Source organism: Amycolatopsis sp. NPDC051128 (genome assembly GCF_040682715.1).
GTDB lineage: Bacteria > Actinomycetota > Actinomycetes > Mycobacteriales > Pseudonocardiaceae > Amycolatopsis.
The window spans coordinates 36,759-59,745 of record NZ_JBFBBN010000030.1 but is presented as its reverse complement, the minus strand read 5'-3'; the positions used below and the strand labels follow the sequence as shown (position 1 = coordinate 59,745).

The following is a 22,987-nucleotide window of genomic DNA, read 5'->3' as shown; positions in this document are numbered from 1 at the left end:
AACCTCTCAGGACCATCGCGCAAGGTGAAGACATGACCGAGAACGACCCCAGCGCGCACGACCCCGCGGCGCCGCGGCACCCCGCGGACGCCCAGCCCGGCCACGAGGCCGCTCAGGGCGGTTGGGCGGGTACTCCGTACGGCGAGCAGGCCGCGCCCGAGTCCGGCGGCTCGCCGCAGTACTCCGCGCCGTCCTACCACGCGGTGACCGGGGCCGATCCGTCCTACGGAGCGCAGAACGCGAACCCCTGGTCGGCGGGCGCGCAGGTGCCGTCCGGCCAGACCCAGCAGAGCGTCTACCCGCCGCCGAACCCGTATGCGCACCCTGGCACGTCCGTCTACAACGCACCCGATCCGCAGCCCAAGCGGTCCGGCGGGAAGCTGCTCGCCGGCGTCGCGCTGGTCTCGTTGCTGGTCGGCGGCATCGCGGGCGGGACGGTCGGGTACTTCACGGGCGGGACGTCCAACGGCCCGGCCAGCAACGCGCTCAACGCGCCGAAGCCGGCCCAGCAGACCGGCAACGCTCCCGCCGGCTCGGTCGAGTCGGTCGCGCAGAAGCTGTCGCCGAGCGTCGTCGAGCTGCAGGTGAGCGGGCAGCAGGGGGCCGGCGAGGGCTCCGGGTTCGTCGTCAGCACCGACGGCTACATCCTGACCAACAACCACGTCGTAGCGGTGGCCGCGAACGGCGGGCAGATCCAGGCCGTGTTCCAGGACGGCAAGAAGGCCGCCGCCAAGGTCGTCGGCCGCGACCCGACGACCGACATCGCGGTGGTCAAGGTCGACGGCGTCGCCAACCTGACCCCGGTCGAGATCGGCCGGTCCGACGACCTGCGGGTCGGCCAGTCCGTGGTCGCCATCGGCTCGCCGTTCGAGCTGGCCGGCACGGTCACCTCGGGCATCGTCAGCTCGCTGCACCGGCCGGTGCGCGCGGGCGGCAGCAGCGGCGACCAGACCACGGTGATGGACGCCGTCCAGACCGACGCGGCGATCAACCCCGGCAACTCGGGCGGCCCGCTGGCCAACATGGCCGGCCAGGTCATCGGCATCAACTCGGCGATCTACAGCCCGCAGTCCGGCGGCCAGGGCCAGGGCGGCTCCGAAGGCGGCAACGTCGGCATCGGCTTCGCCATCCCGATCGACCAGGCGCGCCGCACGGCGGACACGATCATCAAGACCGGCCAGGCGGTGCAGACCTACATCGGCGCCCAGGTGAAGAACGCCCCGCAGGGCGGCGGCGCCGAGCTCGGCGCCATCGAGGCCGGCAGCCCGGCGGAGAAGGCCGGCCTCAAGGCGGGCGACGTCGTCACCAAGATCGACGACCGCCCGATCGACTCGCCCGACACGCTGGTCGCCGCGGTCCGCACCCGGGCGCCGGACGAGAAGGCGACGTTCACCCTCGCCGATGGCCGCAAGGTCGAGGTGACGCTCGGCGGGAAGCCCGTCCAGCCCAACTGATCCGTTCCAGACGCTCGGCCGTCTCGGCGGCCGAGACCAACTTCGGCTCGACCCCCGCATCCCGGGGCCGGACCCACAAGGCCACGCGCGACCAGGCACTCGATGCCGGTCGCGCGTGGCCGCATTTGTGCCGGGGGTCAGGTGCCGGAACGGTCGGTTCGCGTGCCTGGAGGGGCATCACGGGTGATCGGGGGGACGACACGGTGGCGGAGGGCGGTCAGGACCACCAGGAGCCAGACCGCTGTGACCGTGAGGGTCAGGCCGAGGGCGGGGTCGCCGTCGTGGAGGCCGGGCATCGGTGGGGTGCCGTACGGACGCCAGAGCAGCGGGAACGCCAGGATCAGCAGCACGCCGGTGATCACCGTGCCGGTGACCACCGGAGCCCGCCATGGGCGCGGGAGGAGGCGGGTCAGGGCGGCGCCGAGGACCGCCGTCAGCGGGGCGACGACGGCGTCGTTGAGGATCGGGCCGCCGACGAGCCAGCCGACCGTGCCGAAGACGTCCGGGCGCAGCGGCAGCGCGTATTCGGCGAACAACACCACGCCCCACGCCAGCGCCGCGAGGCCCGGAAGGGCCAGCAGAGCGCGCGCCGTCCTCACAGTCTCTTCGATTTCACAGTGTCTCCAGTTTCGTGACCCACTTCGTCTGCAGCACCCCGGGCCGGTTCGGGGCGATGATCCGGCACGGGAAGCCGTGGTCGATGTCGAGCACTTCGCCGTTCAGCTCCAGGGCCAGCAGCGTCAGTTCGTCCGCCGTGTGCTCACCGGGGAGCACGCTCACGCCGTACAGCCCGGAACGCTCCGAAGAGGACACCCGGATCGCGGTGCCCGGGCGCGCGCCGGCGGCGTTCAGCAGGACCGGCAGGGAAACTCCGCGCCAGGTCGCCGACTGGCTCCAGCCCTCCACGCAGGCGATCGGCAGTTCGGCCGTGGTCTGCGGCAGCGCGCGCAACTCGTCGAGCGAGAACGTCTTCGTGGCGCGTGAAGTCACCACGGAGAGCCGCCAGGCCGACGACCACGTGACTCCCGCGGCCGCCGCCGTGCGGTTCACCGGGAGACCCTGCGTGCCCTTGCCGGTCTTCCAGGCGAGGCCGGAAACGCCGCGCAGGAACGGAACCGTCGCGCCGGCGGTGGCGACGACCGCGACACCGGTCGCCAGCCCGGTGGTGCGGAGAAATCCCCGCCGCGACAGCCCGGTGGACGGAGGTTCCTCGACGCTCTCGCGGCTCAGCGCCCGGCGGATGACCGGCAGCTTCACCGCGACGTGCACCAGGATCGACCCGATCGCCAGCCACGCGACCGCGTAGTGGACCTGTGGGAAGTAGAAGCCCCACGGATAGTTCTGCGCGACGTTCAGCAGCCCGGTCGTCAGCTCGAAGAACGCCGCCCCCGAAAGGACCAGGATCGACAGCCGTTCCAGGGCGTGCGGCAGCGAGCGGACGAGTGGCCGGCCGAACAGCTTCGGATAGACGCTCCACAGTTTCGCCAGCAGCAACGGGATCGACGCCACGCCGGCGATCACGTGCAGTCCCTGCGTGACGCGGTAGAGCCCGACCGGCCGGCTGGGCCAGAAGAACCACTCCGGCGGGTGCTGGATCAGGTGGCTGAGCAGGCCCGTGACGAAGCACGTCGTGAACGTGACCGCCAGGGCCAGCCCGATTTTCGACGTCACCCGCTCGTCGTGCGCCGGCGCCTTGAACTGTTCTTCCTTGGGGATCGGCAGCTTCACGCCCGTTCCAATCGCGCGAACCAGCGGTGGCCGTGCCGCGTGGTCCAGTCGACGCGCAACCCGGCGCGCACGGCGACTTCGGCGATCGCGTCGACACCGACCCACGCCCAGGTGAACCAGGCGCCGTCGGCGTGGCCGGGACGCAGCCGGACGCGCTCGTGCCGCAGGCCGTGCCCGGGCGGCTCCAGTTCGACGAGGACGTCGCCGTCGGCGGCGATCAGCCGCGCGACGCGGCGCAACAGGGCGACCGGGTCGCCACCGATGCCGATGTTCCCGTCGGCGAGCAGGGCGTGCCGCCACCGGCCTTCTCCGGGCACGCGGTCGAAGACGTCGCGGTGCAACGCGCTTCCGCCGCGACGGCGGGTCAGGCGGACGGCCGTGCGCGAGCTGTCCACACCCAGCGCGGCGACCCCGCGCCCGGCCAGCGCGGCGGTGAGCCTGCCGGGGCCGCAGCCGATGTCGATGGTCGGCCCGGCACAGGCGTCGAGCAGGACGTCGTCGCCTTCCGACGGTTCGATCCAGCGTTCGACCGGCAGCTCGATCCGCTCGCCGTTGGCCAGTTCGAGCCAGCACCGGTGGCCGAGCAGGCCGCGGTCGAACTCGTTGCCGGTGATCGCCGGGGCCGTCATCACGCCACCGCCCGGCCACGGACCGCCGCGACGGCACGGGCGAACCGGCCGTCCGGGCACGCCGCCGCCACCGAGCGGGCATCCGCCATGGTGTCCACATCGGACAGCCGGGCCGCCCCGCTCGGCCGCAGCCCGCTCGCGACGAGCGCCCGCAGCGTGCGTATGCCGGTGTCGTCGCGGGACATCGGGACGCCCGCGAGAACCTGGGCGTGCCGCGGCTCGGCGAGTCCCAGCGCCCACCAGCCGCCGTCCACGGCCGGGCCGAGCACCGAATCGTGCCCGCCGTGCAGGACCGGCGCGACCGCCGCGGCGAGCGACTCCGGCGTGACCTGCGGAGTGTCCATGCCGATCTGCAGCACCGGAAGGCCGGTGTGCACCGCGGCCGCGTCCGCGTGGGCGTTGACCAGCCGGGCGCCGAAGTCCCCGCCACGCTGCGGGATCGTGGTGACGCGGCGCAGCGCCAGGCCGATCTCGGTGGCCAGGGCGGCGGAGCCGAGGTCGCCGGTCATCGCCACGACGGGCGCGGCGCCCGGAACCGCGCAGACGGCGTCGAGCGTGTCGAGCAGCGCGGCCGCGGCGATCCGCGCCGCCTGTGCGGGTGTCGCCGGCGGGCAGAGCCGGGTTTTGGCGAGGCCCGGCACCGGCGCCTTGGCCACGACCAGCAGGACGAACCGGGCCGTCATCGCGCCAGCACCCGCCCGAAGTCGCGGACCGCGCGCAGCGTGCCCCGGACCGAGCCGGACACCTTCGACTTCGTCCCCTTGGCCCGTTCGCCGTAGCGGACGTCGAATTCGCGGACCCGCCACCCGGCGCGCTGGGCCTTGAGCAGCAGTTCCAGCGGGTAGCCGAACGCCCGGTCGGTGACGTCGAGGCCGAGCAGCGCCCGCCGGTCCGCGGCGCGCAGGGGAGCGATGTCCCGCACCGGCAGCCCGCGGCCGCGCAGCAGCCGCGCCAGCACGACGTTGCCGGCCCGCGCGTGCCACGGCCACACCCCGGGGCCCGTCGGCACCCGGCGTCCGACGGCCAGGTCGGCGCCGTGCTCCACCGCGGTCACCAGCCGCGGCAGGTCGGCGAGGTCCAGGGACCCGTCGGCGTCGGCGAAGCACACGATGTCCGCGGTGGCGGCTTCCAGGCCCGCGTGCACGGCCGCGCCGTAGCCGCGGCGCGGTTCGTGGACGACCTTCGCGCCGAGCGCGGCCGCCACTTCGGGCGAGCCGTCGGCCGAACCGTTGTCGACCACGATCGCGCGGTAGCCCGGCGGCAAGCCGGCCAGCACGCCGGGGAGAGCGCCCGCTTCATCGAGGCAAGGGAGGACGACGTCCACTTCCAAGTCAGTCACGACGCCGACCGTAGGGCCGCCCTGGACGCCGTAGAACCCTTGTGGCGCTTACCGAATCATGACATCCGGGGAGTTCTTACCGCATCGTTACGGCTACCGTTCCGGGGGCGCGGGTCGCCCTCCGCGGACCTAGGGTGGGCGACGATGAGCGAGCCGAATCAGGCAGCCCGGCTCGCCGAGCCGCCTGCCCGCGAACCCGGTGTCCCGGCACCCGATCGGTCCGGACGCCGCGCCGACCTCCTCGCCGTGGCGATGGCCGTGGCGCTCGTCGCCGCGGCCACCGCGGTCGGCCTCCACTACAACCGGCCGAACTCCGGCGTGGTCATCTTCGTCGCCTCGCCGCCGTTGTTCGCCGACTGGTTGCCGCACGTCGGCCCGGGCTCGGTGTTCGCCGTGCTCACCGCCGCCGCGGTGGTGCTCCAGGGCCCGGCTTTGGCCGCCCGCCTGCCGTGGCGGCGCGCGCTCGCCGCCGGCTACCTGGCCTCGCTCGCCTGGATCTTCTCGCTGGCCATGGTCGACGGCTGGGCACGCGGCTTCGCGGGACGGCTCACCATTCCGCAGGAGTACCTCCACGAGGTACCGGGGATCACCGACATCCCGCGGATGCTGCGCGAGTTCTCCTCGCGCATCCTCGACTTCCAGCCGGACTCCTGGACGACGCACGTGTCCGGGCACCCGCCGGGCGCGACGCTCGTCTTCGTCTGGCTGGACCGGATCGGCCTGCACGGCGGCGCGTGGGCGGCGACGGCCGTCGTCCTCGCCGGCAGCCTCGTCGCGGTCGCCGTGCCCGCGACGGTCGCCCTCCTCGGCCGGGCCGAAGCGGCACGCGCGGTGCTGCCGTTCGCCGTCCTCACTCCCGGAGCGGTGTGGATCGGCGTGTCGGCGGACGGCTTGTTCGCCGGGACGACCGCCACTGGCCTCGCTCTGCTCGCGTTGTCCGCGAAGGGCTTCAGCGAAGGCCGCCGCTACGCCGTCCCCGCCGGGTCGGCCGCCGGAGTGCTGCTCGGCTTCGGCATTTTTCTGTCCTACGGCCTGGTGTTGCTCGGCCTGCTCGCGGTGACCGTGGCGGTCCTCGGCCGGCAGTGGCGGGCGGCCATCCTGGCGACCGCCGCGGCGGTCGGCGTCGTCGGCCTCTTCGCCTGGGCGGGCTTCTGGTGGCTCGACGGCTACCACCTGGTCGTCGAGCGCTACTACCAGGGAGTGGCGCTGGTCCGGCCCTATTCGTACTGGGTCTGGGCGGACCTGGCGGCCGTGGCCGTCGCTCTCGGCCCCGCGGTGGTGGTGGCCCTTCGGCGGGGGCTCACCGAGGCCTTCCTGCCCCGCCCGCGCCGTGCCGTGCTCGCCGACCCGGTGCTGCTGCTCGGCGTCGCCGCCCTGCTCACCATGGTGTTCGCCGACGTTTCAGGCCTGTCGAAGGCCGAGACCGAACGGATCTGGCTACCGTTCGGGGTGTGGTTGCTGCCGATGACGGCGTTGCTGCCGCGGCCCGGGCGCCGGTGGTGGCTCGCCGCGCAGGCGGGGACGGCGCTCGCGGTCAACCACCTGCTGCTGACGGGCTGGTGAGGGAGAAGTGATGAGCGATCAGGCCGGACGGGTGCTCGTGGTCGACGACGACGAGACGGTCCGCGACGTAGTCCGCCGCTACCTCGAGGTGGCCGGCTTCGCCGTCGACATGGCCGGCGACGGCGCCGAAGGGCTGGCGAAGTTCGCCGCCCACGAGCCGGACCTGGTCGTCCTCGACGTCATGATGCCGGGGATCAACGGCCTCGAGGTGTGCCGGCGGCTGCGTCACGTCAGCCAGGTGCCCATCGTCATGCTCACCGCCCTCGGCGAGGAGGAGAACCGGATCGCCGGGCTCCAGCTCGGCGCCGACGACTACGTGACGAAACCCTTCAGCCCCAAGGAACTCGCCCTCCGCGTCGTCTCGGTGCTGCGCCGCGCGCGAATGCCGCGCCCGGAACCGGTCGCCGCCGAACTGAGGGACGGCGACCTGCGCCTGCAGATGACCGCGCGGACCGCGACCCTCGGTGGTCGCGAACTGCCGCTCACCAGCCGCGAGTTCGACCTGCTGGCGTACTTCCTCGCGCACCCGGGTGTCGCCTACTCTCGGGCCGACCTGCTCGAGAAGGTGTGGGGCTGGGACTTCGGCGACCAGTCCACTGTGACCGTCCACGTGCGACGGTTGCGCGAAAAGATCGAGCGCGACCCGGCCAAGCCGAGCCGGGTGGCGACCGTGTGGGGCGTCGGCTACCGCTACGACCGGGAGCAACCATGATCGACTCCGGTGAGTCAGTCGCAGCGATGCTGACGCATCTCTGGCACATCCTGCCGTTCGCGCTGCTGTTCTCCCTGCCGGTCGCGGCACTGGGCGGCGTGGTGCTGTACGTCCTGCGCCGGGGCTCACTGGCCACCACGCTCACCGTGCTGGTGCTGATCCCGGTGCTCTCCACGCTGGTCGGCGTCCTGGGCGTCAGCGGGTTCATGTTCACCCCGGCACTGACCACGATGCTGCTGGTCTGCCTGCTCGTCGCGGTGGTCACCGTGCCCGCGGCGATCATCCTCGGCCGTGCCATCGCCCGCCGCAGTGTCTGGGAACGGGAGGCGCGGAACCGGGAACGCGCGGCCGAGGCGTCCCGGCGCGAGCTCGTCGCCTGGATCAGCCACGACCTGCGCAGCCCCCTGGCCGGGATCCAGGCGATGGCCGAAGCACTGGCCGACGGCGTGGTGTCCGAACGCCACGAGGTCGCCGACTACGCCCAGCGGATCAGCGGCGAGACCACCCGGCTCTCCGCGATGGTCGGCGACCTGTTCGAGCTCTCGCGCATCACCGCGGGCGCCCTCGAGCTGACCATGTCCGCGGTGCCGCTGCGCGACGTCGTGAGCGACGCCGTCGCCGCCCAAGCGCCGGTCGCCTACCGGAAGCGGGTGCGGGTGCTCGCCAACGCCTCGACCTGGCCGGTCGTGACGGGCAGCGATCCGGAACTGGCCCGGATCGTGCGGAACCTCGTGTCCAACGCCATCCGCCACACCCCGCCGGACGGCACGGTGGCCGTGCAGATCGGCGTCGACGGCGACGAGGCGCTGCTCGCCGTCGACGACTCCTGCGGCGGCATTCCGGACGACGAGATCAGCCGCGTCTTCGACGTCGCCTTCCGCGGGACACAGGCTCGGACGCCCGAGCGTGGGGGGACGACCAGCGGTGGCGGGCTCGGCCTGGCCATCGCCAAGGGGCTGGTCGAAGCCCACCGCGGGAAGATCGGAGTGCAGAACCACGGGCCCGGGTGCCGGTTCGAGGTCCGCCTGCCGTTGGCGATGTCGTAGACCGAGGTCCCCGCCCGTCAGGGGGTGACCGAGGCGCGGAGTTCGGCTGTCGCGAAGTCCGCCATGCCCTTTTCGAAGCCGATCTCCGCCGTGAAGCCCAGCAGCTCGCGGGCTCGGGCCGGGTCGGCCACCACGTGGCGGACGTCGGCCGGACGGGCGCCGCCGACCACCTCAGGCGCCGGGCCGTCGCAGGCCCGGGCCAGCTCCTCGGCCAGCTCGCCCACTGTGTGCGGGGTGCCGGAGCAGACGTTCACCGGGGTGATGTCGCCCGGCTGGCCCTCCGCGCGCAGCGCCAGCACGTTCGCCCTGGCGACGTCGTGGACGTGCACGAAGTCACGCTGCTGGCGGCCGTCCTCCAACACTCGGGGAGCCTCGCCGCGCACCAGCGCCGAGCGGAACAGCGACGCCACCCCGGCGTACGGCGTGTTCTGGGGCATCCGCGGGCCGTAGACGTTGTGGTAGCGCATCGCCCACACGCTGCCGCCCGTCTGCCGCGCCCACGCGCCAGCCAGGTGCTCCTGAGCCAGCTTCGTCGCCGCGTACGTGCTCCGGGGGTTCAGGGGCGCGTCCTCGGGCACCAGCCGCCAGCTCAGCTCGGCGCCGCAGGACGGGCACCGCGGCTCGAACCGGCCGGCGTCCACATCGGACCGGCGGCGTGGCGACGGCGCCACCACGCCGTGCTCCTGGCACGAGTACCGGCCTTCGCCGTAGACGACCATCGACGACGCCAGCACGAGCTTCCGCACCCCGGCCGCGTGCATCCCGGCCAGCAGCACCGCCGTGCCGTAGTCGTTGTGCAGGGCGTACGAAGGCGCGTCCGACGGGTCGATCCCGTGCCCGACCACCGCCGCCTGGTGGCACACCGCGTCGACGCCGTCGAGCAGTTCCGCGACGATCTCGGCGTCGGTGACGTCGCCGCGCAGGAAGCGGTGCCTCCCGGTGTACGCCGGCGGGGTGCGGGAGCCGTGGGCCGTGGGGAGCAGGTTGTCCAGCACCACGACGTCGTCACCGCCGTCGGCCAGCAGATCGGCGATGTGTGACCCGATGAACCCGGCTCCGCCGGTGACCAGTACGCGCACACCGGCCACGCTAGGCGGCCAGACCGGAGCCTGCCCCGGCTCGCGCGGCCACGTCACCGAATCGTCAGAACTCACCCCGGGCACCTCCCGGCGCCGCACGACCGAAACCGACTACGGTGGGCGCCATGGAACGGAGTGCACAACGGCTGGGCCGGGCCCTCGTGGTCATCGTGGACGATCGCGTGGCGCACGGCGAGCACGAGGACACCACTGGCGCGCTGGTCACGGAGCTGCTCGAAGAAGCGGGCTTCATCGTCGACGGTGTCGTGGTCGTCGAGGCCGAGACCGCGGGTATCCGCAACGCGCTCAACACGGCCGTGATCGGCGGCGCCGACCTGGTGATCACCGTCGGCGGCACCGGCGTGCTGCCGCGTGACCGCACCCCGGACGCCACCGCCGGCGTGCTCGACCGCCCCATCCCGGGCATCAGCGAGGCGATCCGCGCGTCCGGCCTGGCCGCCGGCGCGGTCGACGCCGGGATCTCGCGGGGCCTCGCCGGGGTGTCGGGCAGCACCCTCGTGGTCAACCTCGCCGGCTCGCGGTCCGCGGTGCGCGACGGGATGGCGACGCTGACCTCGCTCGTCCCGCACGTGATCGACGAGCTTTCGGGTCTCGAAGAGGTGTGACACCCGATTTCCGCATCGGCGGCAGGCGGAACGTCCGCAGGCTCGGTTTCGGGGCCATGCACCTGCCGACCGAAGCCGGGCCCGCCCGGGCAGCCGCGATCGCCGTCGCCCGGCGGGCCGTCGAGCTGGGCGTCACGCTCATCGACACCGCCCACCTCTACGGTGGCGGCGCCAACGAGGAGCTGCTCGCCGAAGCGCTGTACCCCTATCCGGACGACCTGCTGATCACCACGAAGGTGGGCGTCGCACGGACGGGGCCCGACGGTGACTGGCGGCTCGACGCCCGGCCCGAGATCTTGCGTGACCAGGTCGACCAAGCCCTGCGCCGGCTCCGGGTGGAGCGGATCGAGTTGTTCGCTACAGCCTGCTCGATCGCGAGCACGAACCGGTGCTGCGGGCTTGCGCCGAGGCAGGCATCGCCTTCCTGCCGTGGCGGCCCGTGGCTCCGGCCACGGCCGGCGGATCCGAAATCGCCGCCGTCGCGACCGAGCTCGGCGCCACCCCGGCCCAGGTCGCGCTCGCCTGGCTGCTCGACCGTTCGCCGGTGATCCTGCCGATTCCGGGCACCGGCCGGATCGCGCACCTGGAGGAGAACGTCGGCGCGGCCGGGCTCCGGCTCACCCCGGCCCAGCGGCAGCGCCTCGATGCTCTCGGCTGACACGGTGCTCTCGGCTGACACTGTGGAGTTGTCAAAGAACGCGTCGTGGGACACTGGGCGCATGCCGGGCCGTGAACGTGATCCCCAGACCAGCGGCGAGCAGCGCCGCCGGGTCGACGAGATCTTCGGGGACGTCCTGCCCGAGACGACCTCCGACGAGCGCGACCCCGACCGGAGCACCGGCCTCCCGGACGAGTGGTACCGGGAGAACCGGCCACCGCACCACGACCGCTGACGGCTTCAGTCCCGGCTTTCCTCGCGGCGGGCCTGCGCCCGCAGCAGGTCGCGGATCTCGATCAGCAGCTCCACGTCCGTCGGCTCGGACGGACCCGGTTCCTGACCCCGCTTGCGCCGTTGCTGCAGGTGCTTCACCGGCATCACGATCACGAAGTAGACCACCGCCGCGACCAGCACGAAGTTGATCGCCGCGTTGATCACGCCGCCGACGTCCATGAACGTCGACGGGTTGCCGGTGAAGATCTTGAAGCCGAGGCCCTGTGCGGCGTCCGTGCCGCCGACCGCGTTGATCAGCGGCTTGATCAGGCCGTCGGTGAACGCTGTGACGATGGAGGTGAACGCCGCGCCGATGACCACCGCGACGGCGAGGTCGACGACGTTGCCGCGCATCAGGAAGTCCTTGAACCCTTTGAGCACTTACTCTCCTCACGAACGGGGACGGTGCTCCACCGCCCCGAGGCTTCCGGGGGGACGCCGTCACCCGTCTCGGCGGGCGCGGGCTAGCGGAGAGTAACGGTTACCGGACGCTCCAGTGAAATCGCCGCCACCCGGGTCGCGATCGTGTCCGGGAGCCGGAGCAGCACGAGTGGTCCCTTGCCAGGCGGGCCGGTCCCCTTCGCCGCCGTGTCGGAGTGCCCCACCGTGACCACCATCGCGCCACTGGCCAGCACGGACGCGGGCGTCCCCGGTTCCGGCGCGGCCACGACGTCGACGCGCCGGCCGGGCTCCAGCAACTCGGCGACGGCCACGTCGGCCAGCCGGACCGGCACGGCCGCCGTCCCGGGCTCACCTGAGACGGGAACGGCCGAGGCCAGGCGGACGTCGGTCAGCGGTTCGCCGGCGCGGACGGCGCCCGCCAGCAGACGCCCGTCGGCGACGTCGAGGGTGCTCAGCACGCCCCCAGGACGCGCCTCGTCGGGGAGATCGGCCAGCCGGACGTCGACGGCGCGCAGAACGGCGCCGGAGGGAAGATCACGCGCCGCGACGACGGTCGGAGTCGTCGGCGCGCCCCGCGCGGAGCCGGGGTGGACGAACAGCAGCGCACCGGTCAGCAGCAGACCCGCGGCGAGCCAGCGGCGGATCAGCCGCGTCCGCCGGCCTCGCAGCCGGGTGAAATCGGATGGATGGAGCTTCGACAGGACGTCCACGGGGCCCCCTCGGCCGGATCGGGTGCGGCGGCGTGCCACACGAGATCGACGTTAGGGAAGCCGGACGGGCCGCCGGAAGGGCCGCGTCCGGCATCTGTGGACAACCGGGGTGTTGTGGACAACCGCCGGCGTCAGGACGCCGCGGCGGCCGTTTTTGTCGTACCCGAGGAGGATGATGCCGAGCTCGTGTCGGACTTCGTCTCCGTCTTGGTCTCCGTCTTGGTCTCGGTCTTCGCCGGGGCCGACGTCGTGCTCGGCTTGCCCGAGTCACGCGAGTCGGTGCGGTAGAACCCGCTGCCCTTGAAGACGACGCCGACCGAGCTGAAGACCTTGCGCAGCACGCCGGAGCACTGCGGGCAGACGGTCAGGCTGGGGTCCGAGAACGACTGCACGGCTTCGAACCGGTGGTCGCATTCTTTGCAGGCGTACTGGTACGTAGGCACTGACGGCTCCTTTGCTGGCACTCATCCGACAAGAGTGCTAACCCGATTGTGCTGGATGACATTCCCCGAAAGCAATTCCTGATTGCTCACATCGGCAGCTCGAGCACGCCTCGACCCGGTGTCAAGGCCCCACTCATGCGCACGTCGTGAGGTTCCCCCGGCAGCCGGTCGACCAGCTCTTCGTCCCGCACGACGGCGAGCAGCGTCGCGCCGGCCGCGGCGAACACCAGCGAGCGATCGTAGTGGCCGGCGCCCCGGCCGAGCCGGACGCCCCGGCGGTCCACGGCCAGCGCGGGCACCAAGATCAGCTCCGCCGCCCCGACGGCGTCGGTACCCAGGCGTTTCCCGCCGGGCTCACGGATGCCGCGGAACCGGCTGGGCACGAGATCGGCCTCGCCGGTGTACTCGGCCCAGTCGAGCGGGCCCGGTGACGGCAGGATGACGGGCAGCAGCACCCGCGCGCCCCCGGCGGCCAGCGCGTCGGCGAGCGCCGCCGTGCCCGGCTCGGTGCCGAACGGGAGGTACGCGCACACGGTGTTCACTGTGACCTTCGACACCGCGCTGACCAGCGCCGTCGCCTCCCTGGCGTGGGATTCGGCGGTCTGCCCGGCCCGCGCGCGGGTCAGCCGGGTACGCCACTCCGCCTTGCTCAGGTGCTCATTGCCCAGCGCGTGCATGACCTCACGTTAGGCTTTGCGCCCATGACGGGCGCCGCAACCACCCAGACCTTCAGAACCGCCATCGTGCCTGCCGCCGGCCTCGGGACCCGCTTCCTGCCGGCGACGAAAGCAGTGCCCAAGGAACTGCTGCCGGTGGTGGACACGCCGGGGATCGAACTGGTCGCGGCCGAGGCCGCCGCCGCCGGGGCGGAACGCCTGGTCATCGTGACTTCGCCGGGCAAGGAAGCCGTCGTCAAGTACTTCGAGACCCAGCCCGAGCTGGAGGAGAACCTCAAGGCCAAGGGCAAGACCGAACTGCTCGAGAAGGTCCGCCGCGGTCCCGCGCTGCTCGCGGTCGAAACCGCCATCCAGGAGCAGGCGCTCGGCCTCGGCCACGCCGTCGCGCAGGCCGAGCCGAACCTGACTCCCGACGACGAGGCCGTCGCCGTGCTGCTCCCGGACGACCTCGTGCTGCCCACCGGCGTGCTCGAGCGGATGAGCGCGGTCCGGGCGCGGTACGGCGGCAGCGTGCTCTGCGCGTTCGACATCCCGAAGGCCGAGATCTCGCCGTACGGTGTCTTCGACGTCACCGACACCGACGACGAAGACGTCAAGCGCGTGCACGGGATGGTCGAGAAGCCCAAGCCGGAGGACGCGCCGTCGACGTACGCCGCGGCGGGGCGGTACCTGCTCGACCGGGCGATCTTCGACGCGCTGAAGCGGATCACGCCGGGCAGCGGCGGCGAGCTGCAGCTGACCGACGCGGTCGCGCTGCTGATCACCGAGGGACATCCGGTGCACGTCGTCGTGCACCGCGGCGGACGCCACGACCTGGGGAATCCGGGTGGTTTCCTGCGCGCCGCGGTCGATTTCGCACTGGAAACGCCCGAGTACGGTCCATCTTTACGGGCGTGGCTGACGGAACGGATCGGGACAGAACGCCCATGACCGAATCCCTCGACGCGGCGCGGCCCGAGGTGGCCGGGGACGAGGCCGAGCTGCGCTCGGTCGACGCGCAGATCTCGATGACCTTGGACGCCGCCGTCCGGCCCCAGCCGGTGCGCGTGGCGATCTCCGAGGCCCAGGGCCTGCTCTGCGCCGAGGAGGTGGTCGCCGAGCACGCGCTGCCCGGGTTCGACCAGGCCGCGATCGACGGTTACGCGGTGCGCAGCGTCGATGTGCGCGCCGCCGGGCAGGAGCCGGTGCAGCTGCCGGTCGTCGGGGAGATCGCGGCGGGCTCGCGCCAGCCGCGGCGGCTCCAGCCCGGCCAGGCGGTGCGCGTCGACACCGGCGCGCCGCTGCCGACGCTGGCCGACGCGGTCGTGCCGCTCGCCTACACCGACGGGCACCAGGCTCGCGTGACCGTGCACCGGTCGGTGCCGTCGGCGGGATACGTGCGCCGGACCGGCGAAGACGTCCAGATCGGCGACGTCGCGGTGCGCCGCGGCGACACGATCGGATCGGCCCAGGTGGGCCTGCTGGCCGCCGTCGGCCGGGCGAAGGTCCTCGTCTACCCGCGGCCGCGGGTGTCGATCGTGTCAGTGGGCGACGAGCTGGTCGACGTCGATCGGACGCCGTCGGTCGGGCAGGTCTACGACGTCAACTCCTACGCGCTGTCCGCGGCCGCGAGAGATGCGGGCGCCGAGGTCAGCCGGGTCGGCATCGTGCCGAGCGATCCGAAGCGGCTGCGGGAGGTCGTCGAGGGCAGGCTGCTGATGTCGGAGATCGTCGTGGTCGCGGGCGGCGCCGGGGGCGCCACCGGCGACGAGGTCCACGCCGCGCTGGCCGACCTCGGCCGGATCGACATGACGCGGGTGGCGATGCACCCCGGCTCGGTGCAGGGGTTCGGCAGGCTCGGCCCCGACTCGGTGCCGACGTTCCTCATCCCCGGCAACCCGATGAGCGCGCTGGTGGTGTTCGAGGTGCTGGTCCGGCCGCTGATCCGGGCGGCCCGCGGCACCCGCAACCCGCACCGGCGGATCGTCGGCGCGCGGCTGCTCTCGCCGATCAGCTCGACCGAGGGCAGGCGCGGCTTCCTGCGTGGCCAGCTCCTGCGCGACGAGGCCAACGGCGAGTACCTGGTCCAGCCGCTCGGCCAGTCCGGGGCACACCTGCTCGCGTCGCTGGCCGAAGCGAACTGCCTGATCAACGTGCCGGAAGAGCTGACGGAAGTGGCCGCCGGCGAGCAGGTCCAGGTCACCTTCCTGGCGCAACGGGCCTGATGAACTCCGTGTCCGGCGTGTCCTACCCGGTCGAAAGCCGCCACCCGGGCTGGCCGGCGCGGCTCGGCCCGCTGCGGGTGCCCGCGGGCGTGGTCGCGATCCGGCCGGTCCGGCTGCGCGACGCCGGCGAGTGGAGCCGGATCCGGCTCCGGGACCGGGCGCACCTCGAGGTGTGGGAGCCGACCGGCGTCGGCCCGTGGCCGGAACGCAACGCCTTCTGGTCGTGGCCGTCGCAGTGGGCGGCATTACGCTCGCTCGCACGGCGTGGTCAGTGCCTGCCGTTCACGATCACCCTGGACGGTCAGCTCGCGGGTCAGATCACTGTCGGTAACGTCATCCGGGCGTCGCTGAGGTCGGCCTGGATCGGCTACTGGGTGTCGTCCGAGGTGGTCCGCGGCGGGGTCGCGACGGCCGCCGTCGCGCTCGTCACCGACCACGCCTTCGGACCGGCCGGGTTGCACCGGCTGGAGGCCACCGTGCGTCCCGAAAACGCCGCCAGCCTGCGGGTTCTCGCCAAGGCGGGCTACCGGCAGGAGGGGCTGTTCGAACGCTACCTCGACGTCGCCGGGGCGTGGCGCGACCACTACTGCTTCGCCATCACGCGCGAGGAGATCGGGGCCGGACTGGTGTCCCGGCTCGTCGCGGCGGGTCGTGCCGACCACGCCTGACAGTGATTACCCGCCACGATTACCCGCCGTGATTACCCGTCTGGGTTCGTGAGCGCGATACCACATGCAGTGAGATTCACCTAATCCGGTGAGGCATTTCCGTGATCGAAACCGGCGAGCCTCCGTCCGATCTGTTACTCCTGTGACTAGCGTGATTTCAGGTGAAGGATCGGGGGAGGTGACGGGAGATGCCCAGCTCCGTGATCATCGTCGCGCTCGCCGCGGCATGGCTCGTCGTACTCGTGCCCATGGTGGCGCGTCGACGGCAGCAGGTCGCGAGGACGGCCGACTCCGCGTTGGCGGCCAGGGTCGTGCGCAGTGGTGGCGGTGGACGCAACGAAGACCGGGAGGAATTCGCGATGTCCGATGAACCCGAGAAGTCCCGGCCCTCGGTCGAGGACGACCTCGCGGAGCTGGAGGCGGAACTCGAACTCGACGAGGACCTCGAGGACCTCGAGGAACCGGAGGACGAGCCCCAGCCGCTCCCGCAGCCGGCCCGCGGTTCGCGGGCCGAACGCGACCGGCCGGGTTACCGGCCCGGCCGAGGTGGCTTCGACCCCGAAGCCGCGGAGATCGCGGCCCGCGCCAAGTACGGCTTCCGGCAGCGGATCGTCGTGATCCTGCTCGTGATCGCGGTGGGCACCGCCGCCGTCGCCGGGTTCCTCGTTCCCCTGGTCTGGTGGGGCCACGGCGCCGTCGACTTCGTGCTCGTCGGCTACCTCTTCTACCTGCGCCGCCAGGTGCGCATCGAAGAGGAGATCCGGCAGCGCCGGCTCGCCCGCTTCAACAGCTCCCGCGCGCCCCGCCGCGCGGCGCCGCCCCGTCCGGCCGTCCAGGACGAGGAGATCGAGGCTCCGGAGGTCGAGGACGTCGAGGTCGTCGAGCCGGTCCGCCGCGAGGTCGTCGAACGCCGCCCATCCCCGACATCCCGCGTCCGCCGCAGCGCGGTCGTCGTCGACCTCGACGACGAGGATCCGGCGTTCGAGGAGCTCGACGAGCCCGGGACCGGGCCTTACCGGCGAGCCGTCGGGGAGTGACCCCCCGGGTCGGGTGCTCGTAGGGCACTGCTAAGCTCTACGAGCACAACCAAGGGGCTGTAGCGCAGTTGGTAGCGCGTCTCGTTCGCATCGAGAAGGTCAGGGGTTCGATTCCCCTCAGCTCCACCAGTTCTCGGGCGAGGAGTGTCTGCGGAAGGCGCAGACCTGCTCGCCCTGTTTTGTTTCCTGGGGGCCGAGCCCCCAGACCCCCATCCGTGGTCGCTTCGGTCGTCAATGTTCGAGTAAGGTCGACCTGAGGGCAGAGGCCGTCCACTGTGGAGTGGGCGGCCTTTTTCGTTGCCGTGGCGCTCATCGTCGAGGCTTTCGCCGAGGTGGATCTCTAGGCTCACCGCATGCTTTCGTCCACGTGGGCAAAACGGAGTGTGGATCTGGGGGCAGCCACGTCCCTGACCGTGGTCATGCTCGGGGCGGCCGCGATTTCCACCGATCAGCCCGCCCATCCGGTCGACGCGGTGGTGGTGGCCGCCGTGGTCGTCGTCGGGGTGTGGGTCGTGATCGCCCGGCGCGCTCCGCGGATCGCTCTGGCGGGTTCGTGCGTGTGCTTCTTCGGCGCGCTGGCGATGGGTGTTCCCGCCTTCTCACCCGCGTTGGCGCTGGGATACGAGCTCTTCGCCGTGGCGCTGGCCGGTCACCTCTGGTGGGGCGTGACGGTGCTCGGGGTGGTCGGGCTCAGCAGCACGTTCTACCGGTTGCTCGGCGAAGGAGCCGAGACGTTCGCGCAGGTTGCGATCGGAACCCTGTTCGACGTCGCCTTGTTGTCCGTCATCCTGCTGCTCGGCGAGACGCTGCGCAGCCGGCACGCGCTTCGTGAGGAAGCCGGGTTGCGGCTGCGGCTGGCCGAACAGGAACACGAGCAGCGGGTCACCGCCGAACGGCTCCGGATCGCCCGGGACCTGCACGACGTGCTGGCCCACACCGTGACCGTCGTCGGCATCCAGGCGAACGTCGCCGCGGACAACCTGACCGACCGCCCCGATCGAGCCAGGGAAGCCGTCGAGTGGGTGCGTTCGGCCAGTGAGGACGCCATGACCGACCTCCGCAGCACGATCGCCGTGCTGCGGACCCAGGCGGACAGCGGTGACCGGCCGGCGCCGGGCATCGGGCAGCTGGCGGACCTGGCCGAGGCCGCCCGTGCCGCCGGGATGGCGGTGACGCTGAGCGTGCGCGGCGACACCACGTCGCTGCGGCCGGCGGTCGAACTCACCGTCTATCGGCTGGCGCAGGAATCGCTGACCAACGCACTGCGTCACTCCGGGGGCGATACATTGACCCTCACCGTCGACTGCGGACGGGACGAAGTGCTGGTCACCGTGCGGGACAACGGTCGCGGGACGAGCGGGGCCGGCAGGTCGTCCGGCTCTGGTCTGCGCGGTATGGCCGAGCGGGCCGCGGCACTGGGAGGGCTGGTGCGGTGTGGTCCCGCCGACGACGGGATGCCGGGGTGGGCGGTGCGGGCCCGGTTGCCTTCAGGGGGTGTGTCATAGCGATCACGGTGGTTCTCGCCGACGACCAGCCGATGGTGCGGACCGGCCTGCGCACGTTGTGCGAGCGCGACGGCGACATCGTGGTGGTGGCCGAAGTGGAGAACGGGGCGGCGGCGGTGGCCGCGGTTCGAGCGCACCGGCCCGACGTGGTGTTGATGGACATCAGGATGCCGGTGCTGGACGGTCTGACCGCGACCACGCGGATCGTCGCCGACCCGGGCATCGGCCGTGACGTCCGGGTGCTGGTGTTGACGACCTATGAACAAGACGAGTACGTGTTCGCGGCCCTACGGGCGGGCGCCAGCGGGTTCATCACCAAGGACATCAGGCCAGAGGCCCTTCGTGACGCGGTGCGCACGGTAGCGGGCGGGCAGTCGTTGCTGAGTCCGCACGCGACCCGCACGTTGATCGAGGCGTTCGTGACGAACCCTCCCCACCAGCCCGACGACCGGCGGCTCGCGGTCCTCACCGAGCGGGAACGCGAGGTGCTGGCGCTCGTCGGCCGCGGACTGTCCAACGTGGACATCGGCGGGCTGCTGTTCCTCAGCCCGGCGACGGTGAAGACCCACGTGAACCGGTCCATGGTGAAGCTGGACGCGCGTGATCGCGCCCAGCTCGTCGTCGTGGCGTACGAGACCGGCCTGGTGCGGGCCGGTGCGTGACTAGCGCCGTTCGAGCAAGGACAGTGCCCGGATCAGGCACAGCCACCCCGCCGCACCGATCGCCATCCGCACGTAGTTCAGCCCGGTCCACCAGTCGACGAGGGATTCGACCCGGTCCGCCGGCCACGTGGCGCCGTCCGCTTGCAACAAGAGCATCTGCGGCACGAAGAAGCCGTAGCTGAAGACCGCGTACCCGACCATGAGCGCCGCTCCGGCCAGCCACCAGCGCCGGTTCGCCGCCTTCGACCGCCAAGCCACGACGAGGTTGCCCACGGCGAACAACGCGACCAGCGGCGACACGAACGGCCAGAACACCCGCCCCGCCGCCTTCATCCCGCTGTTTTCGATCGCCGCCACCACTTGGTCGCCGGGCAGCGACGACCACTGCGCCACGACGATGATCTTCTCGTAGAGCCCGGCGCCGAACTGGACGCCGACCAGGACGGCGAACGGGAAGAGCCACACGGCCGGGTTCCGCCGCAACCGGTTCGCACTAGTCATCGATCTGCTCCTACCACGTCGATTTGCCTTGTGGAACAGATCTTCGGCACTCGCGCGCCCGTTGCCATCGTCGTCACGGCTCGCGTGCACTACCGCATCCGCGGTAGGCGACCCCGACACCGGCTCAGGGCTGGATCGCGAACGGATCAGCGTGCCAGATGCTTCCTGACGTCGTCGGCGACGGCGCCGCGGCCGGCCATCCGGTACTTGGCCAAGATGTGGCGGACGTGTGTTTTGACCGTGTGCAAGCTGATTCCCAGCTCGCGGGCGAGCTGATCGTTCGGCAGGTCGCTGCTCAAGAGCACTGCGACACCCTGCTCCGCGGCGGTGAGTGAGCGAAAGCGTTCCTCGGGGCCGTTGTCGATGTTGAGCGTGAGTTCCACCAGGTCCGATTGGAGTTGCTGGCACTCGGCGACGATGCGGCGCAAGGCTTCGCGCATCGAACCCGGGTCGGGGGCTGTCAGGGCGTCCTGGGCTCGCTGCCGGACGTCGGCCACGCGCGACGAGAGCAGCTCGACGATGTGGTCGGCGGTGACCAGCTGCGGTGCGTCGTCGACATCAGCCGGCAGCCGGCGGAGTGCGTCGAGGTCTTCGGCCTCCTTCGACAGCACGCGGGCGACCAGGTCGGCCAGCCACTCGAAGGCACGCACGGAGTTGTCGTCGAAGGCGTTGGGCTGGTAGCTCTGCATGGACATCATGCCGAACACCATCGGCTCCCCGTCGCGGCCGCGTCGGAACAACGGCGTGGTGACAGCGTCGGCGGAAGCGCGACTGGTGTCGCCGGACGCGACGCCCGCGTTGAGCGCGGCGCCGTTGTCGTACTGCATCCGGTAGGTCTGACGGTGTTTCAGCAGCCACGCGGCTTGGCCGTGTGGTCCGTACGTGTGCGAAGCCGGATCCGAATACATGCCGTTGTCGTAGCCGTAGGGATAGCGCACCCGGTTGGCGCCGTGGAAGAAACCGATGTAGAAGTGCTCCAGCGGGACGATCTTGCTTGTCACCGCGCGGGCGTAGTCGTAGAGGCCGTAGTGGTCGTTGCGGTAGTTGGCGTCGATCTTGTGGAACGCCTCCCGCAGGATCTGGGTCGTCTCGGCGCTGACCCGAAGCCGGGCCGGCTTTCCGGACTCTTCCGGGGACATCCGTTCATCATCCTTCCAACGCCGCTCCGTGATGAGTGCTTCGGAGGCATTTCGTCGCTCGGCGAGCGATGGAGACGCGCCAGTCGAGCTGCCACGGTTGACGTGCAACGCGCCGGCACGAGAGACGGAGGAGTTCCCATGGAAACCCATTGACGTTCCGCACCAAGGCGGGGCAAGGAGAACGACCTCCGGCTAGCGGGGGACCGCCGTCATCGGCAGGCTGTCGGGGTAGGCGGCGGAGGTGAACTTCACGTGCACCGGCCGGCCCGGTACCGGGACCAGCCGCCACCGCGCGGCCACCGTCGCCACCGTGATGACGATTTCATTCTGGGCGAAACGGTTTCCGATGCACTGCCGGGCGCCCGCCCCGAACGGGACGAACGCGCCCTTCGGCAGCCGCGCCGCCCGCTCCGGCGCCCAGCGGCCGGGATCGAACCGGTCCGGGTGGTCGTACGACGCGGGATCGTGGTGCAGCGCGTGCGGGCTGACGATCACCTCGGCTCCCGCCGGGAGCCGCACGCCGCCGAGGTCGACTTCCTCGAGCGTGCGGCGCATCAGCATCCAGAGCGGGTACTGGCGCAGCACCTCGTCGACCACCTGCCGAACGTAGGTAAGCCGGGTGAGGTCGTCGACCGTGACCGGGCGGCCGGCCAGCACCTCGTCGACCTCGGCGTGCACCCGCTCCTCCACCTGCTTGTGCCTGCCGAGCTCGTGGAACGTCCAGGCCAGCGCGAGCGCGGTGGTCTCGATGCCGGCAGTGAGCAGGGTGAGCACTTCGTCCCGCGCCTGCTCGTCGGTCATGCCGACCAGCAGCAACGTCGAGAGCAGGTCGCCGTGGTCGGCGCCCTCGGCCCGCCACTCGCGGATCACCTCGAGCACGATCGCCCGCATCCGGCTGATGGCCTCGTCGAACCGCCGGTTTCCGGGCACCGGCAGCTTTTCGACGAACTTCGGCGACAGCGCGCGAACCATTCCCTGCTGGATGATCAGGTAGATCGACCGGCGGGCCTCGGCGATCGCCTCTTTCCCCAGTTCCGTGGAGAACAGCGCTTCGCCGACGATCGTCACCGCGAGGCCTTGCAGGTCCTCGTCGATCAGCCGCACTTCGCCGGGCCGCCACGAGTCGCTCAGCTCGGTTGCCGCGCGCCGCATCGTCTCCGCGTAGGCGGCCAGGCGGTCGCGGTGGAACGCCGGCTGCATCAGCCGTCGCTGCTGCCGGTGGAAGTCGCCGTTCGAAAGCACCAAGCCATTTCCGACGAACGGCCGGAACTTGTCGAACATGGCGCCCTTGCGGAACTTCGTCCCTGCCGTGACCAGCACTTCGTGCGTCAGCCGCGCGCTGGTGACGAAGTACGTCGGCGACGGGCCGAGGTAAAGTTTTACAATTTCACCGTACTCGTGCAATGAACTGGTGAACGCGAAGCGTCGCCGCAGCAGTGCCGGCGTGTGCCCCAGAAAGGGCCACCGGCCCGGTGCGACCGGGACGGTCATGTGGGGCTCCCCGTTTGCGCCATTGTGGTGAATTTCCCTAGGAGAAGGTCTACGGTAGGCACATCCAGTCGAACGGGACAGTGCCCGATCGGGTGGTGTGTGCTCACACATATGGCGCAGTGGGCGAACCTGGAGGAATCGCTAAGATCTTTTCGGCCCGACACGACTGAGAAGGTGTTCTCTGTGACACGATCGCCGGAATGGGTGCCACCGGGCCCGGACTCGAAGAAGCGACCGAGGTGATCAAAGAGAGCCGGAGTCCCGATCAAGTGACCCTGCGGCCGCAAGCCCAGGTTTCCACACTTTTCACCGGATTCGCTATCGTTGAGTCGGGTTTGGCCGGCTGCGGCGAATGGCGGCCGTCCGGACTGGCGGACATCTCCGACGCGGCCGCCATGAAATTCTGGTTCACGCCGGAATCGATCGCAGAAGCTGAGTGAA

At 71.4% G+C, this 22,987-nt stretch carries 27 protein-coding genes, 1 tRNA gene and 1 pseudogene; 16 read left to right on the top strand and 13 right to left on the bottom strand.

The features are described from left to right. Nucleotides 1–32 precede the first annotated feature (32 nt). On the top strand, nt 33–1,454 hold the full coding sequence (locus tag AB0M82_RS27490) for a trypsin-like peptidase domain-containing protein (protein WP_364727504.1): 1,422 nt from the start codon (nt 33–35) through the stop codon (nt 1,452–1,454). A gap of 137 nt (nt 1,455–1,591) precedes the next feature. On the opposite strand, the gene AB0M82_RS27485 is transcribed toward AB0M82_RS27490, so the two are convergent. The 5 genes from AB0M82_RS27485 to AB0M82_RS27465 are packed head-to-tail and all read right to left on the bottom strand — an operon-like array spanning nt 1,592 to nt 5,135. Next, on the bottom strand, nt 1,592–2,053 hold the full coding sequence (locus AB0M82_RS27485; protein ID WP_364727501.1) for a hypothetical protein: 462 nt from the start codon (nt 2,051–2,053) through the stop codon (nt 1,592–1,594). A 13-nt stretch (nt 2,054–2,066) separates the two neighbouring features. Then, on the bottom strand, nt 2,067–3,182 hold the full coding sequence (locus tag AB0M82_RS27480) for a molybdopterin-dependent oxidoreductase (protein WP_364727499.1): 1,116 nt from the start codon (nt 3,180–3,182) through the stop codon (nt 2,067–2,069). Further along, nucleotides 3,179–3,811, bottom strand: coding sequence for a class I SAM-dependent methyltransferase (locus AB0M82_RS27475; RefSeq protein WP_364727497.1), 633 nt, complete (start codon nt 3,809–3,811; stop codon nt 3,179–3,181). Before AB0M82_RS27475 ends, AB0M82_RS27480 begins: the two co-directional genes overlap by 4 nt. Then, complete coding sequence (locus AB0M82_RS27470) at nt 3,811–4,494, bottom strand: DUF2064 domain-containing protein (RefSeq protein ID WP_364727495.1); 684 nt, start codon at nt 4,492–4,494, stop codon at nt 3,811–3,813. Before AB0M82_RS27470 ends, AB0M82_RS27475 begins: the two co-directional genes overlap by 1 nt. Next, nucleotides 4,491–5,135 carry a glycosyltransferase family 2 protein gene (locus tag AB0M82_RS27465; RefSeq protein WP_364727621.1) on the bottom strand — a complete coding sequence of 215 codons (645 nt, stop codon included), beginning with the start codon at nt 5,133–5,135 and terminating at the stop codon, nt 4,491–4,493. The genes AB0M82_RS27470 and AB0M82_RS27465 overlap by 4 nt, the downstream gene beginning before the upstream one ends. A 159-nt stretch (nt 5,136–5,294) precedes the next feature. Between AB0M82_RS27465 and AB0M82_RS27460 the strand changes: the two genes are divergently transcribed. The 3 genes from AB0M82_RS27460 to AB0M82_RS27450 are packed head-to-tail and all read left to right on the top strand — an operon-like array spanning nt 5,295 to nt 8,471. After that, a complete protein-coding gene (locus tag AB0M82_RS27460; protein ID WP_364727492.1) occupies nt 5,295–6,713 on the top strand; it encodes a hypothetical protein in 1,419 nt (472 codons plus the stop codon). Between the two features lie 10 nt (nt 6,714–6,723). Further along, nucleotides 6,724–7,425: a response regulator transcription factor gene (locus AB0M82_RS27455; protein WP_364727490.1), complete on the top strand. Its 702-nt coding sequence runs from the start codon at nt 6,724–6,726 to the stop codon at nt 7,423–7,425. Next, nucleotides 7,422–8,471: a HAMP domain-containing sensor histidine kinase gene (locus tag AB0M82_RS27450; protein ID WP_364727488.1), complete on the top strand. Its 1,050-nt coding sequence runs from the start codon at nt 7,422–7,424 to the stop codon at nt 8,469–8,471. Before AB0M82_RS27455 ends, AB0M82_RS27450 begins: the two co-directional genes overlap by 4 nt. 17 nt (nt 8,472–8,488) lie before the next feature. On the opposite strand, the gene AB0M82_RS27445 is transcribed toward AB0M82_RS27450, so the two are convergent. Next, nucleotides 8,489–9,550, bottom strand: a complete 1,062-nt coding sequence (locus AB0M82_RS27445; protein ID WP_364727485.1) for an NAD-dependent epimerase/dehydratase family protein — start codon at nt 9,548–9,550, stop codon at nt 8,489–8,491. Nucleotides 9,551–9,675: 125 nt separating this feature from the next. Between AB0M82_RS27445 and AB0M82_RS27440 the strand changes: the two genes are divergently transcribed. From AB0M82_RS27440 to AB0M82_RS27425, 4 genes and pseudogenes are all read left to right on the top strand, one after another. Further along, nucleotides 9,676–10,176 (top strand): molybdenum cofactor biosynthesis protein B, encoded by a 501-nt coding sequence (locus AB0M82_RS27440; protein ID WP_360265923.1) that lies wholly within the window; start codon nt 9,676–9,678, stop codon nt 10,174–10,176. 56 nt (nt 10,177–10,232) lie between these two features. Further along, a pseudogene (locus AB0M82_RS27435) lies at nt 10,233–10,493 on the top strand (aldo/keto reductase); the annotation flags it as partial. Nucleotides 10,494–10,564: 71 nt separating this feature from the next. Then, nucleotides 10,565–10,834 (top strand): aldo/keto reductase, encoded by a 270-nt coding sequence (locus AB0M82_RS27430; protein ID WP_364727482.1) that lies wholly within the window; start codon nt 10,565–10,567, stop codon nt 10,832–10,834. A 61-nt stretch (nt 10,835–10,895) separates the two neighbouring features. Then, nucleotides 10,896–11,069, top strand: coding sequence for a hypothetical protein (locus AB0M82_RS27425; protein ID WP_364727479.1), 174 nt, complete (start codon nt 10,896–10,898; stop codon nt 11,067–11,069). A gap of 5 nt (nt 11,070–11,074) precedes the next feature. Here AB0M82_RS27425 and mscL read toward each other — a convergent pair whose 3' ends face one another. From mscL to AB0M82_RS27405, 4 genes are all read right to left on the bottom strand, one after another. Then, on the bottom strand, nt 11,075–11,488 hold the full coding sequence (gene mscL, locus AB0M82_RS27420; RefSeq protein WP_364727476.1) for a large-conductance mechanosensitive channel protein MscL: 414 nt from the start codon (nt 11,486–11,488) through the stop codon (nt 11,075–11,077). A gap of 83 nt (nt 11,489–11,571) precedes the next feature. Beyond that, nucleotides 11,572–12,219, bottom strand: coding sequence for an SAF domain-containing protein (locus AB0M82_RS27415; protein WP_364727473.1), 648 nt, complete (start codon nt 12,217–12,219; stop codon nt 11,572–11,574). A gap of 131 nt (nt 12,220–12,350) precedes the next feature. After that, nucleotides 12,351–12,662 (bottom strand): FmdB family zinc ribbon protein, encoded by a 312-nt coding sequence (locus AB0M82_RS27410; RefSeq protein WP_364727470.1) that lies wholly within the window; start codon nt 12,660–12,662, stop codon nt 12,351–12,353. Between the two features lie 86 nt (nt 12,663–12,748). Further along, nucleotides 12,749–13,339, bottom strand: coding sequence for a 5-formyltetrahydrofolate cyclo-ligase (locus AB0M82_RS27405; protein WP_364727468.1), 591 nt, complete (start codon nt 13,337–13,339; stop codon nt 12,749–12,751). A 24-nt stretch (nt 13,340–13,363) separates the two neighbouring features. Between AB0M82_RS27405 and AB0M82_RS27400 the strand changes: the two genes are divergently transcribed. The 7 genes from AB0M82_RS27400 (at nt 13,364) to AB0M82_RS27370 (ending at nt 19,415) form a co-directional block, all read left to right on the top strand. Then, nucleotides 13,364–14,269 carry a UTP--glucose-1-phosphate uridylyltransferase gene (locus AB0M82_RS27400; RefSeq protein ID WP_364727465.1) on the top strand — a complete coding sequence of 302 codons (906 nt, stop codon included), beginning with the start codon at nt 13,364–13,366 and terminating at the stop codon, nt 14,267–14,269. Then, complete coding sequence (gene glp, locus AB0M82_RS27395) at nt 14,266–15,543, top strand: gephyrin-like molybdotransferase Glp (protein WP_364727462.1); 1,278 nt, start codon at nt 14,266–14,268, stop codon at nt 15,541–15,543. The genes AB0M82_RS27400 and glp overlap by 4 nt, the downstream gene beginning before the upstream one ends. Next, on the top strand, nt 15,543–16,211 hold the full coding sequence (locus AB0M82_RS27390) for a GNAT family protein (protein ID WP_364727460.1): 669 nt from the start codon (nt 15,543–15,545) through the stop codon (nt 16,209–16,211). Before glp ends, AB0M82_RS27390 begins: the two co-directional genes overlap by 1 nt. A 188-nt stretch (nt 16,212–16,399) precedes the next feature. After that, entirely contained in the window at nt 16,400–17,248 is an 849-nt protein-coding gene (glpR, locus tag AB0M82_RS27385; protein ID WP_364727458.1) for a gephyrin-like molybdotransferase receptor GlpR, read from the top strand. 53 nt (nt 17,249–17,301) lie between these two features. Then, nucleotides 17,302–17,377, top strand: a tRNA-Ala gene (locus tag AB0M82_RS27380). A 224-nt stretch (nt 17,378–17,601) separates the two neighbouring features. Continuing rightward, nucleotides 17,602–18,753 carry a histidine kinase gene (locus AB0M82_RS27375; RefSeq protein ID WP_364727455.1) on the top strand — a complete coding sequence of 384 codons (1,152 nt, stop codon included), beginning with the start codon at nt 17,602–17,604 and terminating at the stop codon, nt 18,751–18,753. Between the two features lie 8 nt (nt 18,754–18,761). Then, a complete protein-coding gene (locus AB0M82_RS27370; protein ID WP_364727452.1) occupies nt 18,762–19,415 on the top strand; it encodes a response regulator transcription factor in 654 nt (217 codons plus the stop codon). Here the strand turns inward: AB0M82_RS27370 and AB0M82_RS27365 are convergent, their stop codons facing one another. The 3 genes from AB0M82_RS27365 to AB0M82_RS27355 all read right to left on the bottom strand — a co-directional run bounded on the left by AB0M82_RS27365 (nt 19,416) and on the right by AB0M82_RS27355 (nt 22,546). Continuing rightward, the gene (locus AB0M82_RS27365) at nt 19,416–19,916 is read right to left on the bottom strand and encodes a DUF1772 domain-containing protein (protein WP_364727449.1); all 501 of its coding nucleotides are present in this window, start codon (nt 19,914–19,916) and stop codon (nt 19,416–19,418) included. It lies immediately after the preceding gene. 146 nt (nt 19,917–20,062) lie between these two features. Next, on the bottom strand, nt 20,063–21,055 hold the full coding sequence (locus AB0M82_RS27360) for a LuxR C-terminal-related transcriptional regulator (RefSeq protein WP_364727448.1): 993 nt from the start codon (nt 21,053–21,055) through the stop codon (nt 20,063–20,065). 192 nt (nt 21,056–21,247) lie between these two features. After that, nucleotides 21,248–22,546, bottom strand: a complete 1,299-nt coding sequence (locus AB0M82_RS27355; RefSeq protein ID WP_364727445.1) for a cytochrome P450 — start codon at nt 22,544–22,546, stop codon at nt 21,248–21,250. Between the two features lie 200 nt (nt 22,547–22,746). Between AB0M82_RS27355 and AB0M82_RS27350 the strand changes: the two genes are divergently transcribed. Then, the gene (locus AB0M82_RS27350) at nt 22,747–22,986 is read left to right on the top strand and encodes a hypothetical protein (protein WP_364727442.1); all 240 of its coding nucleotides are present in this window, start codon (nt 22,747–22,749) and stop codon (nt 22,984–22,986) included. Nucleotide 22,987: the final 1 nt, after the last annotated feature.